Annotated in this window: 18 protein-coding genes; 11 read left to right on the forward strand and 7 right to left on the reverse strand. The window is 71.5% G+C overall.

The window, feature by feature from the left end; translation table 11 throughout:
• Window positions 1-6: 6 nt before the first annotated feature.
• From der to GGQ83_RS15610, 3 genes are read right to left on the reverse strand one after another with little or no spacing between them, the layout of a single operon-like run.
• Entirely contained in the window at window positions 7-1371 is a 1365-nt protein-coding gene (gene der / locus GGQ83_RS15600; protein WP_184385677.1) for a ribosome biogenesis GTPase Der, read from the reverse strand.
• Complete coding sequence (locus tag GGQ83_RS15605) at window positions 1368-2753, reverse strand: PQQ-like beta-propeller repeat protein (RefSeq protein WP_184385679.1); 1386 nt, start codon at window positions 2751-2753, stop codon at window positions 1368-1370. Before GGQ83_RS15605 ends, der begins: the two co-directional genes overlap by 4 nt.
• On the reverse strand, window positions 2753-3403 hold the full coding sequence (locus tag GGQ83_RS15610; RefSeq protein WP_184385681.1) for a tetratricopeptide repeat protein: 651 nt from the start codon (window positions 3401-3403) through the stop codon (window positions 2753-2755). Before GGQ83_RS15610 ends, GGQ83_RS15605 begins: the two co-directional genes overlap by 1 nt.
• Before the next feature lie 93 nt (window positions 3404-3496).
• On the opposite strand from GGQ83_RS15610, the gene GGQ83_RS15615 reads away from it, so the two are divergent.
• The 4 genes from GGQ83_RS15615 to GGQ83_RS15630 are packed head-to-tail and all read left to right on the forward strand — an operon-like array spanning window position 3497 to window position 5307.
• Window positions 3497-3895 (forward strand): hypothetical protein, encoded by a 399-nt coding sequence (locus GGQ83_RS15615; protein WP_184385683.1) that lies wholly within the window; start codon window positions 3497-3499, stop codon window positions 3893-3895.
• Between the two features lie 43 nt (window positions 3896-3938).
• Entirely contained in the window at window positions 3939-4514 is a 576-nt protein-coding gene (locus GGQ83_RS15620) for a helix-turn-helix domain-containing protein (protein WP_184385685.1), read from the forward strand.
• Window positions 4511-5032 (forward strand): GNAT family N-acetyltransferase, encoded by a 522-nt coding sequence (locus tag GGQ83_RS15625; RefSeq protein ID WP_184385687.1) that lies wholly within the window; start codon window positions 4511-4513, stop codon window positions 5030-5032. The genes GGQ83_RS15620 and GGQ83_RS15625 overlap by 4 nt, the downstream gene beginning before the upstream one ends.
• Window positions 5029-5307 (forward strand): hypothetical protein, encoded by a 279-nt coding sequence (locus GGQ83_RS15630; protein WP_242535169.1) that lies wholly within the window; start codon window positions 5029-5031, stop codon window positions 5305-5307. Before GGQ83_RS15625 ends, GGQ83_RS15630 begins: the two co-directional genes overlap by 4 nt.
• Before the next feature lie 150 nt (window positions 5308-5457).
• Here GGQ83_RS15630 and GGQ83_RS15635 read toward each other — a convergent pair whose 3' ends face one another.
• Window positions 5458-6774 (reverse strand): dihydroorotase, encoded by a 1317-nt coding sequence (locus tag GGQ83_RS15635; RefSeq protein ID WP_184385689.1) that lies wholly within the window; start codon window positions 6772-6774, stop codon window positions 5458-5460.
• A gap of 89 nt (window positions 6775-6863) precedes the next feature.
• Here GGQ83_RS15635 and GGQ83_RS15640 point away from each other — a divergent pair, with 89 nt between their 5' ends.
• Window positions 6864-7046: a DUF1289 domain-containing protein gene (locus tag GGQ83_RS15640; RefSeq protein WP_207018285.1), complete on the forward strand. Its 183-nt coding sequence runs from the start codon at window positions 6864-6866 to the stop codon at window positions 7044-7046.
• A 26-nt stretch (window positions 7047-7072) separates the two neighbouring features.
• Window positions 7073-7270: a hypothetical protein gene (locus GGQ83_RS15645; RefSeq protein ID WP_184385691.1), complete on the forward strand. Its 198-nt coding sequence runs from the start codon at window positions 7073-7075 to the stop codon at window positions 7268-7270.
• A 29-nt stretch (window positions 7271-7299) separates the two neighbouring features.
• Here GGQ83_RS15645 and GGQ83_RS15650 read toward each other — a convergent pair whose 3' ends face one another.
• Window positions 7300-8175, reverse strand: a complete 876-nt coding sequence (locus tag GGQ83_RS15650; protein WP_184385693.1) for a tetratricopeptide repeat protein — start codon at window positions 8173-8175, stop codon at window positions 7300-7302.
• An 80-nt stretch (window positions 8176-8255) separates the two neighbouring features.
• Here GGQ83_RS15650 and GGQ83_RS15655 point away from each other — a divergent pair, with 80 nt between their 5' ends.
• Complete coding sequence (locus GGQ83_RS15655) at window positions 8256-9140, forward strand: Rossmann-fold NAD(P)-binding domain-containing protein (RefSeq protein WP_184385695.1); 885 nt, start codon at window positions 8256-8258, stop codon at window positions 9138-9140.
• Here GGQ83_RS15655 and GGQ83_RS15660 read toward each other — a convergent pair.
• Window positions 9075-9848, reverse strand: a complete 774-nt coding sequence (locus GGQ83_RS15660; protein WP_184385697.1) for an alpha/beta hydrolase — start codon at window positions 9846-9848, stop codon at window positions 9075-9077. The genes GGQ83_RS15655 and GGQ83_RS15660 overlap by 66 nt on opposite strands.
• An 85-nt stretch (window positions 9849-9933) precedes the next feature.
• Here GGQ83_RS15660 and GGQ83_RS15665 point away from each other — a divergent pair, with 85 nt between their 5' ends.
• Complete coding sequence (locus GGQ83_RS15665; protein WP_184385699.1) at window positions 9934-11100, forward strand: glycosyltransferase family 4 protein; 1167 nt, start codon at window positions 9934-9936, stop codon at window positions 11098-11100.
• Here the strand turns inward: GGQ83_RS15665 and GGQ83_RS15670 are convergent.
• Window positions 11031-11876, reverse strand: a complete 846-nt coding sequence (locus GGQ83_RS15670; protein ID WP_184385701.1) for an NYN domain-containing protein — start codon at window positions 11874-11876, stop codon at window positions 11031-11033. The two genes, GGQ83_RS15665 and GGQ83_RS15670, sit on opposite strands and share 70 nt — an antisense overlap.
• Before the next feature lie 128 nt (window positions 11877-12004).
• Between GGQ83_RS15670 and thrS the strand changes: the two genes are divergently transcribed.
• From thrS to GGQ83_RS15685, 3 genes are all read left to right on the forward strand, one after another.
• A complete protein-coding gene (gene thrS, locus GGQ83_RS15675; protein ID WP_184385703.1) occupies window positions 12005-13957 on the forward strand; it encodes a threonine--tRNA ligase in 1953 nt (650 codons plus the stop codon).
• 68 nt (window positions 13958-14025) lie between these two features.
• Window positions 14026-14550 carry a translation initiation factor IF-3 gene (infC, locus tag GGQ83_RS15680; protein WP_184385705.1) on the forward strand — a complete coding sequence of 175 codons (525 nt, stop codon included), beginning with the start codon at window positions 14026-14028 and terminating at the stop codon, window positions 14548-14550.
• A 105-nt stretch (window positions 14551-14655) separates the two neighbouring features.
• On the forward strand, window positions 14656-15486 hold the full coding sequence (locus GGQ83_RS15685) for a hypothetical protein (RefSeq protein ID WP_242535168.1): 831 nt from the start codon (window positions 14656-14658) through the stop codon (window positions 15484-15486).
• The last annotated feature ends 17 nt before the right edge of the window (window positions 15487-15503 follow it).

Consider the following 15503-nt stretch of genomic DNA (forward strand, 5'->3'; position numbering starts at 1 on the left):
TTGCGCTTATTCGGCCTCGGCGTAGGGGTTCTCGGTCCCGCGCAGCTGCAGCCGGATCGGCACGCCCGGCATGTCGAATTCCGTGCGGAAACCGTTCAGCAGGTAGCGCTGGTATTCCAGCGGCACCTGCTCCGCCCGCGTGCCGAAGATCACGATGGTGGGCGGGCGTGCCTTGGGCATGGTGGCATAGCGGAGCTTGAGGCGTCGCCCATCCACCAGCGGCGGCTGGTGCTTTTCCAGCATGTGCTCGAACCAGCGGTTCAGGGCGCCGGTGCCGATGCGGCGGTTCCAGCGTTCATGGGTGCGGCGCACCGCGGGCATCAGCTTGTCCACGCCGGCACCCGTGGCGGCGGACATGGTTACCACCTCGATGCCGCGCAGCTGGTTCAGCGAGGTCTCCAGCGTGTCGGAAATACGCCCGCGCGCCGCGGCCCGATCCTCCACCGCATCCCACTTGTTCAGCGCGATGACCACGGCGCGGCCCTCGCGCTCCGCGAGGCGCGCGATGCGGATGTCCTGCTCCTCCAGCCCCAGCAGGGCGTCGAGGACCAGCACCACCACCTCCGCCTCGCGCAGGGCGTTGATGGAGGCCGCGACGCTCATTTCCTCCAGGCGGTGGGTGATGCGGGCCCGCTTGCGCATCCCCGCCGTGTCCACCACGCGGATGCGCCCCACCTCATCCTCGAATTCCGAGGCGATGGCATCGCGCGTGAGGCCGGGCTCCGGCCCGGTGATCATGCGCTCCTCGCCGATGAGGGTGTTCAGCAGCGTGGATTTTCCCGCGTTAGGCCGGCCCAGGATGGCGAGGCGCAGCGGGCGGTTAGCATCGTCCTGCGCGTCGTCCTTGAGCGGCGCGGGCAGGTGCTCCGCGATCTCGTCCATGAGGGTGCCGATGCCCTCGCCATGCTCGGCCGAGACGGCGATGGGGTCGCCCAGCCCCAGCTCATAGGCCTCCATGGCGGCGGAAGCGCCGCCGCGCCCCTCGGCCTTGTTGGCCACCAGGATCACGGGGCGCCGGGCGCGGCGCAGCCAGTTGGCGAAGGCGCGGTCGGCCGCCGTGATGCCGGCGCGCACATCCACCACGAAGATGGCGACGTCGGCCATTTCCAGCGCCGCCTCGCTGCTGGCGCGCATGCGGCCGAACAGCGTCTCGGGGGCCGCTTCCTCCAGCCCCGCCGTGTCCACCAGCATCACGTCGCGGCCGGCGATCATCGTCTCGGCTTCCTTGCGGTCGCGCGTGACGCCGGGCGTGTCGTCCACGATGGCGATGCGCCGCCCGACCAGCCGGTTGAACAGGGAGGATTTCCCCACATTCGGCCGGCCCAATATGGCGACGACGGGCAGGCTGCCGCCGGTTTCGGGCGTGCTCATCCCACGCCGCGCAGTGCCACGACGCTGCCGCTGTCCACCAGCAGGTAGGCGCCTTCCAGCGCCAGCGCCGGCTGCAGGGTGCAGCCCGATGGCAGGCGGGAGCGTGCGATGATCTCGCCCGCATCCGCGTCCACCTCGATGGCCTGGCCCGTGCTGCTGGTCAGCAGCAGACGCCCGCCGCCGAGGACGGGCGGGCCGTAGAGGATGGGGTCGCGCCGCCGGTCGGGGTCGCCGAAGGAGGGCAGGGCGGTGATCCAGCGGATGCGCCCATCCTCGCGCCCCATGCAGATCAGTTCCGCTTCGCGCGAGAGCAGCCACACCCAGTCGCCGGCGGCCGCCACCGTCACGGGGCCGCCCACGTCGCGCTCCCATACCCGCCGGCCCGAGCGCAGGTCGAGCGAGGCGCTGGTGCCGCCCACGCTGGTCACATGCACGCGCCCACGGTCAATGACGGGCATGGCCGTGATGGCGCTGATGTCGGAGAGCGAGGGCGCGCCGGAACGCGCCATGCCCAGGCTCTCGGTCCAGACGGTGCGGCCATCGGCGACGCGCAGCGCCACGATCTCGCCCGAGGCGAGGCCCATCACCGCGATGTCCCCGTCCACGGCGGGGCTGGGTTGGCCCAGCATCAGCGCCTGCACGGGCGTGCCGCGGAAGGACCAGGCGCGGCTGCCATCCTGGGTGGAGAAGGCCACCACATTGTTCTCGATATTGGGCACCAGGATGCGCCCGCCCGCCACCGCGATGCCGCCGCGCGCGGCCGAAGGCATGGGCGCGCGCCAGCGGATCTCGCCGGTGGCGGGGTCCAGCGCCATGACCTCGGCCATCCCGGTCACGACGTAGAGGCTGCCCTCGTGCAGGGCCATTGCCCCGCCCAGCGCGCCGCCGCGTGAATCCTCGGGGCGGGTGTCGCGCTGCCAGCGGCGGCTGCCGCGCGCGATGTCGAGCGCCGAGACGCGGCCCATCGCGTCCATGGCGTAGACCGTCTCGCCCTCGACCAAGGGCGGGGCGGTCATGCGCTGGCGGTAGCCGGTGCCGGTGCCGATGGAACTGCGCCACACCTCGCCCAGCGGGCGGGCCAGGGCCAGGTGCCCCGGCGCATGGCCGGCATTGCCGCCGGGCGTGGTCCAGGCCGTGTTGACCACCGGCGCGGGCAGGGTGAAGGGCCGGGCCTGGGCCGAGGCATCCACCCCCAGCGTGCGCTGGGCCGAGAGAACGGGCGCGCGGCTGCCGGGCAGCGGTTCCTTGCGGGTGCCGAGCAGACGGTCGGTCGCATCGGTGATGGTGTCGCAGCCGGCGACCAGCGCGGCGGCGCCCAGCAGGGCGGCGCGGCGGCCCCAAAGGCGGCAGCCCTGGGGGCGGGCATTCACGGGCGTGTCCATCAGCTTCCCATTCCTTGCATCAGGCGGTTCGCGCGTTCCCGGATTCCGGGCGGCGTCGCCGCATCGGCCAGCAGGGCCTGAAGATGTCCGCGCGCCTCGGCATTGCGTCCGGCGCGCAGCGCGACCAGCGCCAGGACCTCCCGCGCCGAGGCGCGCCAGGGGGCGGCATTGCCCGCCAGCGGGGTGAGGCGGGCCGTGATCTCGCCCGCATCGGCCACGTCCACCGCGTGCAGGCCCCATAGCACGGTGGCGAGGTCACGGTAGAGGCTGTCCACCCCGCCATCGCCGGCCAGGGCGTTGTAGGCGGCCAGCGCCTCGTCACGCTGGCCCGTCTCTGCCAGGAGGGCGGCGGCGCGCAGCCGGGCCAGGGTGCGGTAGCCGGGGGGTGCCTCGGTGGCGATGGCGTTGAAGCGCTCGGCGGCCGCGCGCATGTCCGCGCCCTCGGCCGCGGCCTGCTGGGCCACGGTCAGGAATTGCGCGGCGGCCTGGCCGGCCTGGCGATTCTCATACCAGCGCCAGCCTTGCCAGCCGGCCACGCCCGCCAACAGCAGCAGCAGCACGCCGGCCAGCAGGCTGCCGTAGCGCGAGGCCAGCCGCTTGGCGCGTTCGGCGCGCAGTTCCTCATCAACTTCGTCAACAAGATCGGGCAAGGCTCTGGGCTTTTCCGGATGTGGGCCGCGTGGGAGCAGGGGGTATAGCTTGCGCTTCGCCTTGCGTTAAGGCTGGGCGTGCTGGAAGGGGGTATGGCTCCCTTTCCCCGGCGTTTCCTCCCCCTGCTGCTGGCCCTGGCGCTGCCCGCCTGCGACGGCCCCTCACTGGTCGGGCTGGGGGCGGCGACGGTCGTTTCCCTGCCGCTGACCGGCCGCGCGCCGCCCGATTTGCTGGTGAGCGCCGTCACTGGGCGGGACTGCTCCATCGTCCGGCTGGACCGCGGCATGAGCTATTGCGCCGCCCCCGCCCCGGCCCCCGGCAACGCGCCCTATTGCACGCGCAGCCTGGGCCAGGCGGATTGCTGGGTGACGCGACCCCCCATGCTCGGCCCGCCACTCTCCACCGGCCCACGTGGCGTGGTGGACGGCCCCACCAGCCTGACCCCCGCGCAGGAGGCCGACCGCGCGGCGCGCTGGCCCGGGCTGTTCTGATGGGCGCTTGACGCAGCATCTTGTTGGTGGGAAATTTTCTCATATGCAAGACGTCGCGCTGTTGGATGACCCACTTGAACGCCGCATCGCCGCGCGCCTCGCCGCGTTGCGCGCCGAATCCGGACTGTCGCTGGAGGAACTGGCGCAGCGCAGCGGCATTTCCCGCGCCACCCTCTCCCGCCTCGAACGCGGGGAGACCAGCCCCACCGCCGCCATGCTGGGTCGTCTTTGCGCCGTGCACGGCTGGACCCTGTCGCGGCTGATGGCCGAGGCCGAGGGTGCCGCCCCCGCCCTGGTGCGCCTGGCTGACCAGCCCCGATGGACCGACCCCGAGACAGGCTTTCGCCGCCGTGCCGCCTCGCCCCCGGGGGCGGGGCTGCGCATGGAGATGGTGGCGGGCGAATTGCCGGCGGGGGCGGCCATCGCCTATCCCGCGCCGCCCGTGCCGCGAATGGAGCAACATTTGCTGCTGACGACGGGCGCGTTGCGCTTCGAGCATGGGCCACAGGGCTGGGATCTGGCACCGGGCGACTGCCTGCGCCTGATCCTGAACGGTCCCACAAGGCTGGCGGCGGGGCCGGATGGCGCCGCCTACCTCATCGCGATCGCCGCGCCATGACCGTGGAGGAACTGGACGCGCCCGCCGCCGAGGCCGCGCTGCCTGAACTGGCCGAAATCCTGCACGGCTGCGTCCATGGCGGGGCCAGCGTGGGGTTCATCCTGCCCTTCGCCCCGGAGGATTCCGCCCATTGGTGGCGCGCCAAGGTGCTGCCCGCCGTGGCGGAGGGGGAGCGGCGGCTGCTGGTGGCCCGCCGCGCGGGTCGCATCCTGGGTACGGCCCAGCTCGACCTCGGCACCCCGCCCAACCAGCGCCACCGGGCCGAGGTGTGCAAGGTTCTGGTCCACCCGGACACCCGCCGCCAGGGCCTGGGCCGGACGCTGATGGCGGCGGTGGAGCCCCTCGCCCGCGCCGAGGGGCGAAGCCTGCTCACCCTCGACACCGTGGCCGGTAGCGCCGCGCAGCCTCTCTATGAATCGTTGGGCTATGTGCTGGTAGGGGTGCTGCCCGGCTGGGCGCGCGCGGCGCGGGAGGACCGGCTGGAGGGCACCGCCATCATGTACAAGCGCCTCGGATGACGGCGCCAGCTTGTTGTCATGCCGCATTTTCCGAGTCGCCGAGCGTCTCGGCTCAGCTCGAAAATGCTCCGGGCCACAATGGCGGCCCGCCGCTGGAGGAGGAGGACCCTGGCGGCGCCTCCTGGCGGCAATGGATATGGCGACGCGCGCACCGCCGCGCCTGGAAGACCCCGCCGCCCGAGATCGCGCTGCGGCGCCTGGCGCGGGCGGAGGAACTGGGGATGACCTACCGGGAGTACACGCTGGAAATCCTGGAGCGCGGGCGGCATTTGTAGGGCGGCGTCACCCAAAGCGCCGGGAACAGCCCCGCCAGAATCCGGCCGCGCCGCGGCCGGCGCGCCCAGACCGACCAGCAAGCCCGCGCGTCCGGCGCGGCGGGCAAGCCCCGCGGCCGGAGGCCGCGCCCGGCGCCTGAGGGCGGAAAACTATCTGAATTCCACCGGCTTGCCCGTGGGCGCGCCCAGCACCTCGCCCTCGCGCATCACCACATTCCCGCGCACGATGGTCCCCACCGGCCAGCCCTGGCAGCGATACCCGGCGAAGGGCGTCCAGCCGCAGGGGCTCGCGATCCAGTCCTCCGTGATCTCGCGGCTGGCGGCCATGTCCACCAGGGTGAAGTCGGCGTCGTAACCGACCGCGAGGCGGCCCTTGTTCACCGCGCCATAGACCCGCGCCGGCCCAGCGCACATCAGATCCACGAGCCGCATGAGGCTGAGGCGCCCCTGGCTCACATGGTCCAGCATGACGGGGACGATGGTCTGCACGCCGGTCAGCCCCGCCGCCGTGTCGGGCCAGGGGCGTTCCTTGGCGGCGCGGGAATGTGGCGCGTGGTCGCTGCCCACCACGTCCACCGTGCCGTTGCGGACGGCCTCCCAGGCAGCCTCCAGGTGGCGGCGGTCGCGGATCGGGGGGTTCATGACCGCATAGCCGCCGAGGCGGTCATAGGCCTCGTCGGTCTGGGTCAGGTGGTTCATCAGCACCTCGACGGTGCAGAGGTCGCGGAAGCTGGCCAGGTATTCCAGCTCCTCCGCGCTGCTGACGTGCAGGATATGCGCGGGGCGGCCGGTCTTGCGGGCCAGCGCCATGAGGCGCTTGGTGCCCAGCATGGCCGTCTCGACGTCGCGCCACTCCATGTGGTTGCGGTGGGGCATGCCCGCGGTGAACAGCTTCTTGCGTTCCTGCAGGCGATACTCGTCCTCGGAATGGTAGCAGATGCGCCGGCGGCCGGAGCGCATCACGGCCTCCAGCGTCGCGTCGTCCTCGATCAGCAGGTCGCCGGTGGAGGAGCCGGCGAAGACCTTCACCGCGCAGACATTTTCCTCGGTCTCCAGCGAGGCCAGCTCCGCGATGTTCTTCTTGGACGCGCCCACGTAAAGGCCCATGTCGCACCAGGCGTGTTCGCTCACATGGCCGCGCTTCCAGGCGAGCTGGTCGCTGTCCGTGATAGAAGGGCTGGTGTTGGGCATGTCGAAGACGGCGGCCAGCCCACCCAGCACGGCGGCCCTGGTGCCGGTGGCGATGGTCTCGACGTTGGGATCACCCGGCTCGCGCAGGTGGACATGGGCGTCGATCAGCCCGGGCAGGACATGCAGCCGCGCGCAGTCCAGCACCTGATCGGCCTCGGCCTTGCGCAGGTCGCCCATGGCGGCGATGCGACCGTCGCGCACGCCGATGTCCAAAGGCTCGATGCCCCAGGGCAGGACGGCCTGGCCGCCGCGCAGGATCATGTCGAAACGGGGCATTCCACTCTCCGGTCAGAAACGGGCGCCCAAGCTATCCCGTGCATCCCGGATGGACGCAAGCCATGGACAGGGGGGCGCAGCCAGGGCACATGCAGCGCCCCATGGCCACCCCCTCGCCCTGCACCGGAGAATGCCGCGTCGGCGCACAGGGCGTCTGCCGTGGCTGCGGGCGGACGCTGGACGAGATCGCCGCCTGGTCCACCGCCACCGAGGCGCAGCGCGCGGCGATCGTGAAGGCTGCAATGGCGCGTCGGCCGGCGCCTGGCGCCTGATCCGCGAAGGCCGGATGGCCGGAGCGGTGAATCAGTCGCCCGAAAACCGGCGCCTGATCCGCGAAGGCCGGATGGCCGGAGCGGTGAATCAGTCGCCCGAAAACCGGCGCCTGATCCGCGGAGGCCGGATGGCCGGAGCGGTGAATCAGTCGCCCAAAAACCGGCGCCTGATCCGCGGAGGCCGGATGGCCGGAGCGGTGAATCAGTCGCCCGAAAAAGGATAGGGCGCCATCCACCAAAGGTGGACCGCGCCCTAGCGCGACGCCGGCCCCACCTCGCTGAGGGCGATGTTCTGCGCGGCCAGGCTCGCCGCCATGCTCTCGGGGGCCACGGTGATCACACGCTCCCAATCCTGCCGGGCCCCGGCGGCGTCGCCCCGCAACTGCCGCAGGATGCCGCGTTCCAGCAGGGCCTCGGCATTGTCGGGGGCGAGGTTCAGCGCGCGCTGGATCATATTCACGGCCTCGGTCGCGCGGTCGAGGTGGCGCAGGGCGGCGGCGCGGAAGACCAAGGCCTCCACCCGGTCCGGCTCCAGCGCCAGGGCGCGGTCCAGGTCGTCCAGCGCATCGCCGTAGCGGGCCAGGGCCGCCTGGATCACGGCGCGGTCCACCAGCAGGTCGGGGTCGTTGGGGGCCAGGGTCAGCGCCATGGTGGCGGCGCCGAAGGCGCGGTTGGCGTCACCCGCCATCATCCAGGCCTGGGAGGCCTGGCCATAGACCGCGGCGCGCGCGAGCCCGCCCGCGCGGCTGCCGGCGCCCAGCCGTTCCAGCCGCTCGGCCGCGGTGTCGGGCTGGCCCAGGCCGATCATGGCGAGAGCGGCGCAATGCAGCGCGCCATCGCCGCCGCCGGTCGCGTCCCAGGCCTGGGCGAAGCGCATCGCCTCCTCCGGGTCGTCGCGCAGCAGGGCGAGGCAGTTGTCGTAATCCGGCCCGTCGCTCAGCCGAGGCAATTCGGGCGGAAGGGGCAGGGGAAGGTCCGGCGCGGGGCGGGCGGGCGCCGCGGGCGCGGCGGGCGGCGGCGGGGCGGCGACGTTCACCACCGGCGGCGGCTCACGCCACCACAGCGCGCCGAGTGCCAGGAGCACGAGCAGGGCGGCGAGGCTGAGCAGCAGAGAGAGGCGGCGATTCACGCCCGGAACATAGGGCGTGATGCGCCAATGCGGAATCGGCCCCGTTGCCGAATTTGCGACGATCCTCCCAGATGGGGCGCATGACACAGACCCTGACCCTGATCGGCCTTGGCTATTCCGGGCGTGCCCTGGCGGAACTCGCCATGCGCGGCGGCTGGCGCGTGCTGGCCACGGCGCGCGACCCCGCCCGTGTGGCCGCCCCGCCGGGCGTGGAGGTGGTGCCCTTCGCCGATGGCGCGGCATTGCGGGCGGCCACGCACCTCGTCGCCACCGCCCCGCCCGGCCCGGAGGGCGACCCCGCCTGGGCCGCCCACGCCGAGGCGCTGCGGGCCGCGCCCCTGCGCTGGGTGGGCTACATCTCGACCACCGGCGTCTATGGCGACCGCGGCGGCGCCTGGGTGGACGAGACGACGCCCCCCGCGCCCACCCAGGACCGCAGCCGGCGGCGCGTGGCGGCCGAGGGGCAATGGGCCGAGCTGGCCGGGCGCGCGGCGGTGGACCTGTTCCGCACCGGGGGCATCTACGGTCCCGGCCGCAGCCCGCTGGACGAGATGCGGGCCGGCACGGCGCGGCGGGTTGTGCGGCCCGGCCACCGCTTCAGCCGCATCCACCGCGATGACATCGCCCGCGCCCTCTTCGCCGCGGCCAGCCGTCCGCCCGCGCCCGGGGTGCGGGTGCTGCACCTGGTGGATGACGAACCCTGCACCGGCGCCGAGGTGGTGGAGGAAGCCGCGCGCCTGCTGAACATGACCCCGCCGCCCGAGACCCCCTATGCCGAGGCCGCGCCGGGCATGAGCGAGATGGGCCGCAGCTTCTGGGCCGAGAGCCGCCTCGTCTCCAGCGCGCGCACCCGCGCGGCGCTGGGCATCGAATGGGCCTATCCGAGCTTCCGCGAGGGGCTACGCGGCATTCTCGCCGAGGAGAGGGGGGCCGAGGAGGGAGGCCAGTGTGCGGCCCAGCAGTGACAGCTCGGCCGGGCCGGAGAGGCGGTGGTCACCGCCCTTGACCAGCGTGACCTGGACATCCTGGCCCGTCACCTGCTCGGCGATGCGGAGCGAATGCTGCCAGGGCACGTCCGCATCGGCCTGGCCGTGCAGCAGGCGGATGGGGACGTCGAGTACGATGGGGGTGCGGAGCAGCAGATGGCGCCGCCCCTCCTCGATCAGCGCGCGGGTGATGGGGTAGGGCGTGCCATAGGCGCTGGGGCGGAGCCATTGGCCTTCCGTCAGGATGGCCTGGCGCACCGGCTCGGGCATCTCGGCCCACATGAGGTCCTCGGTGAAGTCAGGCGCGGGGGCAATGCCGACCAGCGCCTGCACCCGCGCGGGGTGGCGCAGTGCCAGCAGCAGCGCGATCCAGCCGCCCATGGAGGAGCCCACAAGAATCTGCGGCCCCTGGGTCAGCGCCAGCAGTGCGGCCTCGGCATCGCTGGCCCAGCGTCCGATGGTGCCTTCCTCGAAGCGCCCGCCCGAGGCGCCATGGCCGCTGTAGTCCAGGCGCAGATAGGCCTGCCCCCGCGCCGCGCACCATTCGGCGAGGAATTGCGCCTTGCTGCCCGTCATGTCGCTGTGGAAGCCGCCCAGGAAGACGATGCCAGGGCCCGAACCCTCCAGGCGCCGGAAGGCGATGGGCGTGCCGTCTGGGGCGGGGATGGTGCCGGTGATCTCGTCCATGTCTTGCGGCATGGCACCGGGCCGGGCGGGCGGCAAGCGGGGGCATGGCCTTGAGGTGGCGGCGCGCCTCCCCTACCACCACGGGATGGAACGCCCCGCCACCATCCTGCAGGTGCTGCCCGCCCTGGAGGCGGGGGGCGTCGAGCGCGGCACGCTCGAGATCGCGGCCGCGCTGGTGGCGGCCGGGCAGCGGGCCGTGGTGGCCTCGGCCGGCGGGCGGCTGGTGCCGGCGCTGGAGGCGCTGGGGGCACGGCATGTCATGCTGCCGCTGGCCACCAAGTCACCCTGGGGCATCTGGCGCAATGCGGCGCGGCTCACGGCGCTGATCGCCGCCGAGGGCGTGTCGCTGGTTCATGCGCGCTCGCGTGCCCCGGCCTGGTCGGCGCTCTGGGCGGCGCGGCGGGCGGGGCTGCCCTTCGTCACCACCTACCACGCCACCTACTCCGAGAACTTCCCGGGCAAGCGCGCCTACAATGCGGTGATGGCCAAGGGCGACCGCGTCATCGCCATCAGCCACCACATCGCCGACCACATTCGCGCGCGGCATGGCGTGGCGGAGGACCGGCTGCGGATCATCCCGCGCGGGGCGGATTTGTCGCTGTTCGACCCGGCGCGGGTGGACCCATCCCGCGCGGCGGCGCTGCGGGCGGGCTGGGGGGTGCCGGAGGGCGCGTCGCTCATCCTGCTGCCCGGTCGCCTTACCCGCTGGAAGGGCCAGGCCGTGCTGGTGGAGGCCCTGGCCCGCCTGCCCGGCGCCCATGCCGTGCTGGCCGGCGACGCGCAGGGGCGGGAGGGTTTCGTGGCGGAACTCCGCGCCCTTGCGGACCGGCTGGGGGTCGCGGACCGCACCCATGTCGTGGGCCATGTGGCCGACATGCCCGCCGCGCTGCTGGCGGCCGATGTGGTGGTCCATGCCAGTGTGCAGCCCGAGGGCTTCGGCCGGACGGTGGTGGAGGCCCAGGCCATGGGCCGTCCGGTCATCGCCTCGGACCTTGGCGCCCCGCGCGAGACGGTGGCGCAGGGGGTGACGGGTTGGCGCGTCCCGCCCGGCGATGCGGCGGCGTTGGCGGACGCCATCGCCCATGTGCTGGCGCTGGATGCCGCGGCGCTGGCGCGGCTGGGGCGGGCGGCCCGCGCCGCGGCACCCAGCGTGGCCGCGATGCAGGCGGCCACGCTCGCGGTCTATTCGGAGATGCTGGCCGGTTCGGCGGCGGGCTCCGGTGCCGCAAGCCATTCGGGACGGAGCACATAGCCGCCGCCCGTGCCGTCCTGGCGGACATAGCCGCCCGCCGCCTCCAGCATCGCATCCACCGAGCCGAAGCCGGCATAGTCACTGCCGCGCAGCGTTTCGCCCGTGCGGTCGCGGACGATCTGGCCGAGGTCCGGCAGATGCAGGGGCTCCGCCGCGCCCTCCATGGTCTCCCGGATCACGCCGAGGATGGCCTGGTTCAGGTCGGGGCCGAAGAGCTGGTCCCGGTTGGCTTCGCGCTGCCAGCCCAGCGCCTCGGCCAGGGCGTCCAGGCCCAGCACCTCATCGGCCGCCGCGCGCACCACGCGGCCCAGCTCCGGATGGGCGACCAGCCGCGTGGTCCGGTCCGCCGCGCGCAGCCGCAGCAGCAGGGGCACGAAGTCGCTGTCGGAGGAGAGCAGGGTGAACTCGTCGATGCGGGCGAGCGGCGAGGCCAGCGCGTCCATGACGTCCAGCGCGATGCGAAGGTCCGCGCCGTTCTTCATGCGGGTCAGGCGCGGGCAGTCCACCACCTCGAAGCCCGCCGCCTGGAAGGCAAATCTGAAGCTGCTGAAATAGCGGCGCATGCCGTCGGCTTCCTCGAGGTAGCCGGCCGGGTTCATGTAGCAGCGGCGCAGCAGGAAGCGGCGCGGAACGCCCTGGCTGAGCCAGGCGAGCCATTCCTCCGGCGCCTCCGCGAAGTGGCGCGCCACCTCGACCCCCGCGCCCTCGCGCAGCCCGGACAGGACATTGTCGAAATCGACATAGATCGCGCTGCGCCGTGCGTTGTTTTCACTCATGATGCCAATCTGCGCGCGGGCGGGGGCCGCCGCAAGCGCCGGTCGCGAGTGGCCGCCCTTGACCGCGGGGCGGGGGGTGCCCATGGTCCCGCCCCTTCGCGCAACCCCTGTTCTATCGTGAGTCCCCGATGCCCGTGATCACCCTGCCCGACGGTTCCACCCGCCCCTTCGACGGCGCGGTGACGGGCACGACGGTGGCCGCCAGCATCGGGCCGGGCCTGGCCAAGGCGGCACTGGCCATGGAGGTGGATGGCCGGCTGATGGACCTCTCGGCCGAGATCGGGACGGACGCGAAGCTGCGCTTCATCACCCGCCGCGACCCCGAGGCGCTGGAGATGATCCGCCATGACTGCGCCCATGTGCTGGCGGAAGCCGTGCAGGAGCTGTTTCCCGGCACCCAGGTGACCATCGGCCCCTCGATAGAGAACGGCTTCTACTACGACTTCCACCGCAACGAGCCCTTCACCCCCGAGGATTTTCCCGCCATCGAGGCCAAGATGCGCGAGATCATCGCGCGCGGGGCCGCCTTCCAGCGCCGGGTGGTGAGCCGCGCCGAGGCCGTGGACGTGTTCGTCAAGAAGGGCGAGCGCTTCAAGGTGGAGCTGATCCGCGACCTGCCGGCCGACCAGGTGATCACCCTCTACAGCCAGGGCGAATGGACCGATCTCTGCCGCGGCCCGCACATGCGGACCACCGCGGACATTGGTCCGGCCTTCAAGCTGCAGAAGGTGGCCGGCGCCTATTGGCGCGGCAAGCCCGAGAACCCGGTGCTGAGCCGCATCTACGGCACCGCCTGGCGTGACCAGAAGGAACTCGACGCCTACCTCACCATGCTGGAGGAGGCCGAAAAGCGGGACCACCGCAAGATCGGCCGCGAGATGCACCTGTTTCACCTGCAGGAGGAGGCGACGGGCAGCGTCTTCTGGCATCCGAAGGGCTGGAAGCTCTACCGCACCGTCGAGGACTACATGCGCCGCCGCCTGGATGCGGCCGACTACGAGGAGGTGAAGACCCCGCAGCTGGTGGACCGCCGCCTCTGGGAAGCCTCCGGGCATTGGGAAAAATTCCGTCACGCCATGTTCCTCGCCAAGGTCGAGGACAAGGACGAGGCCGACCGCACCTATGCGCTGAAGCCGATGAACTGCCCCTGCCATGTGCAGATCTTCAACCAGGGCATTCGGTCCTACCGCGACCTGCCGATGCGGATGGCGGAATTCGGCGCCTGCCACCGCTTCGAGCCCTCGGGCGCGCTGCACGGGATCATGCGCGTGCGCGCCTTCACGCAGGATGACGCGCACATCTTCTGCGAGGAGCACCAGATCGCGGCCGAGACGGTGCGCTTCGTGGACCTGCTTTCGGCCATCTACCGCGACCTGGGCTTCACCGATTTCCGCGTGAAGTTCAGCGACCGCCCCGAGGTGCGCGCCGGCGAGGACGCCGTATGGGACCGCGCCGAGGGCGCGCTCAAGGAAGCCTGCGTCACCGCCGGCGTGGAATATGAGCTGAACCCGGGCGAGGGCGCCTTCTACGGCCCCAAGCTGGAATTCGTGCTGCGCGACGCCATCGGCCGCGACTGGCAATGCGGCACGCTGCAGGTGGATTTCGTGCTGCCCGAGCGGCTGGACGCGACCTATGTGGCCGAGGACGGCACCCGCAAGCGCCCGGTCATGCTGCACCGCGCCATCCTGGGCAGCTTCGAACGCTTCCTGGGCATCCTGATCGAGCAGCATGCCGGCCGCTTCCCGCTCTGGCTGGCGCCCGTGCAGGTGGTGGTGGCGACCATCGTGGACGACGCCACCCCCTTCGCCCAGCAGGCCGCGGCCGCCCTGCGCGCCGCCGGGCTGCGCGTCGAGACCGACCTGCGGAACGAGAAGATCAACCGCAAGGTGGTGGACCATATCGAGCAGCGCGTGCCCGTGCTGGCCGTGGTGGGCCGGCGCGAGGCGGAGGAGGGCAAGCTGGTTCTCCGCCGCCTGCCGGGCCGCGAGCAGGAGGTGCTGCCGCTGGCGGAGGCCGTGGCCCTGCTGCGCCGCGAGGGCATGGCGCCCGATTTGTCAAGCGCCCCCGTTGCAGCGGAATGAACGCCGCCCCATAAGATTGCCCAATTGCCTCGCAACAGACACAGGAGAAGACCATAGCCCGTGGCCCCATGCCGCCCTCGCCGCCCTCGCGCGAAGGCCCCCGCGTCAATGAAGAAATTCGCGTCCCGCAGGTCCGCCTGATCGACGAGAATGGCGAAATGCTCGGCGTACTGAGCATCCGCGATGCGCTGTATCGCGCCTACCAGTCGGGCCTGGACCTGCTGGAGATCAGCCCGAACGCGGTTCCGCCCGTCTGCAAGATCACCGATTATGGCAAGTTCAAGTACGAACAGCAGAAGAAGGCCAACGAGGCCCGCAAGAAGCAGAAGGTCGTCGAGATCAAGGAAATCAAGGTTCGCCCGAACATTGATGACCATGACTACGACGTGAAGATGAAGCAGGCGAAAAGCTTCATCGGCGAAGGCGACAAGGTGAAGGTCACGCTGCGGTTCCGCGGCCGTGAGATGGCGCACCAGGAACTGGGCGTGAAGCTGCTGGAGCGGATTCGGACGGAACTGGCCGAGATCGTGAAGGTGGAATCCATGCCTCGCCTGGAAAACCGCCAGATGATCATGGTGTTGGCGCCGAAGTAGCGCCCCTGGCCGCGTCCTTTCGGGGCGGACAGACAACCCTGGCGTGTCTTCCGCCGCTCCGGCTAAATGCATGACCGGAGCCCCTGTATGGGCCGGGAGGAATGCATGTCGGGCAGTCGTGGCGCGGAAGCGGTCAAATACGTCCTCAGCACGAAGGCCGGGCAGTCCGCGGCCGCGGGCCTGGCGGTCGAGGGGCTGAAATCCGTCCATGAAAATGCCGGCAACCTGCTGGCCGGCATCCTCGACGTGGCCATGCAGGACCCGGACGGGGATGCTCTGGACAATCCCTTCTTTGGGCAGAACGGGCATGGCGGGCCGTCACCCAAGACGCAGGAATACCTCTTTCAGAAAAAATCGCTCGGCATGCTCGGTTCCGTGGTGGTGAACCTGGCCGATGTGGGCGGGCTGACCAGCGGGGCGGGCGCGGTACAGAATTCGGTGGTCTGGTATCGCATCAACGCCCTGTTCAACACGATGATCCCGCCGTCGCGGCGCGGCAAGAGCGTGGAGTATGCGGCCTGGTATTCCTGGCAGGTGGCCAAGAAGGCGGTGCCGGCGGGCAGCCTCGAAATCCAGATGACGCGCATCATCCGGCAAAAGATGTACAGCACGGCCGGCGGCGTGACCAAGACGGGCATCGCCTTCGGCACGGGTGGACTTGCCGGTATCTTCGTGAATGCGGCGGCGAGCCAGTTGCAGGAGAAGCTCGACGCGCTGTTCGGGCAGGATGTGCAGACGCTGGCGCAGGGTCTGCATTGGTACGCCTTCCGGGAATCGGTCGTGGGCAGTGCGTTCGGCGGGGGGAAGGGGCCCGCCATGCGCATCCTGGAAGTGCTGTGGGAACAGGTGGCTTTCGGGCGCGCGGCCAATGTCTCCCTGGCCGAGGTAACGAAGGAACCCCAGGGCTGGCTGGTGGTCGCCGACCTGGTCTCCTGATTCTGCCGCCCGGTCTG

Source organism: Roseococcus suduntuyensis (assembly GCF_014196305.1).
GTDB classification, from domain to species: Bacteria; Pseudomonadota; Alphaproteobacteria; order Acetobacterales; family Acetobacteraceae; genus Roseococcus; species Roseococcus suduntuyensis.

What these genes read in the sequence shown, in the direction of transcription:
- der (WP_184385677.1), bottom strand. Translation starts at nt 1,371, where the DNA reads ATGAGCACGCCCGAAACCGGCGGCAGCCTGCCCGTCGTCGCCATATTG.
- GGQ83_RS15605 (WP_184385679.1), bottom strand. Translation starts at nt 2,753, where the DNA reads ATGGACACGCCCGTGAATGCCCGCCCCCAGGGCTGCCGCCTTTGGGGC.
- GGQ83_RS15615 (WP_184385683.1), top strand. Translation starts at nt 3,497, where the DNA reads ATGGCTCCCTTTCCCCGGCGTTTCCTCCCCCTGCTGCTGGCCCTGGCG.
- GGQ83_RS15620 (WP_184385685.1), top strand. Translation starts at nt 3,939, where the DNA reads ATGCAAGACGTCGCGCTGTTGGATGACCCACTTGAACGCCGCATCGCC.
- GGQ83_RS15625 (WP_184385687.1), top strand. Translation starts at nt 4,511, where the DNA reads ATGACCGTGGAGGAACTGGACGCGCCCGCCGCCGAGGCCGCGCTGCCT.
- GGQ83_RS15630 (WP_242535169.1), top strand. Translation starts at nt 5,029, where the DNA reads ATGACGGCGCCAGCTTGTTGTCATGCCGCATTTTCCGAGTCGCCGAGC.
- GGQ83_RS15635 (WP_184385689.1), bottom strand. Translation starts at nt 6,774, where the DNA reads ATGCCCCGTTTCGACATGATCCTGCGCGGCGGCCAGGCCGTCCTGCCC.
- GGQ83_RS15640 (WP_207018285.1), top strand. Translation starts at nt 6,864, where the DNA reads ATGCAGCGCCCCATGGCCACCCCCTCGCCCTGCACCGGAGAATGCCGC.
- GGQ83_RS15655 (WP_184385695.1), top strand. Translation starts at nt 8,256, where the DNA reads ATGACACAGACCCTGACCCTGATCGGCCTTGGCTATTCCGGGCGTGCC.
- GGQ83_RS15660 (WP_184385697.1), bottom strand. Translation starts at nt 9,848, where the DNA reads ATGGACGAGATCACCGGCACCATCCCCGCCCCAGACGGCACGCCCATC.
- GGQ83_RS15665 (WP_184385699.1), top strand. Translation starts at nt 9,934, where the DNA reads ATGGAACGCCCCGCCACCATCCTGCAGGTGCTGCCCGCCCTGGAGGCG.
- GGQ83_RS15670 (WP_184385701.1), bottom strand. Translation starts at nt 11,876, where the DNA reads ATGAGTGAAAACAACGCACGGCGCAGCGCGATCTATGTCGATTTCGAC.
- thrS (WP_184385703.1), top strand. Translation starts at nt 12,005, where the DNA reads ATGCCCGTGATCACCCTGCCCGACGGTTCCACCCGCCCCTTCGACGGC.
- infC (WP_184385705.1), top strand. Translation starts at nt 14,026, where the DNA reads ATGCCGCCCTCGCCGCCCTCGCGCGAAGGCCCCCGCGTCAATGAAGAA.
- GGQ83_RS15685 (WP_242535168.1), top strand. Translation starts at nt 14,656, where the DNA reads ATGTCGGGCAGTCGTGGCGCGGAAGCGGTCAAATACGTCCTCAGCACG.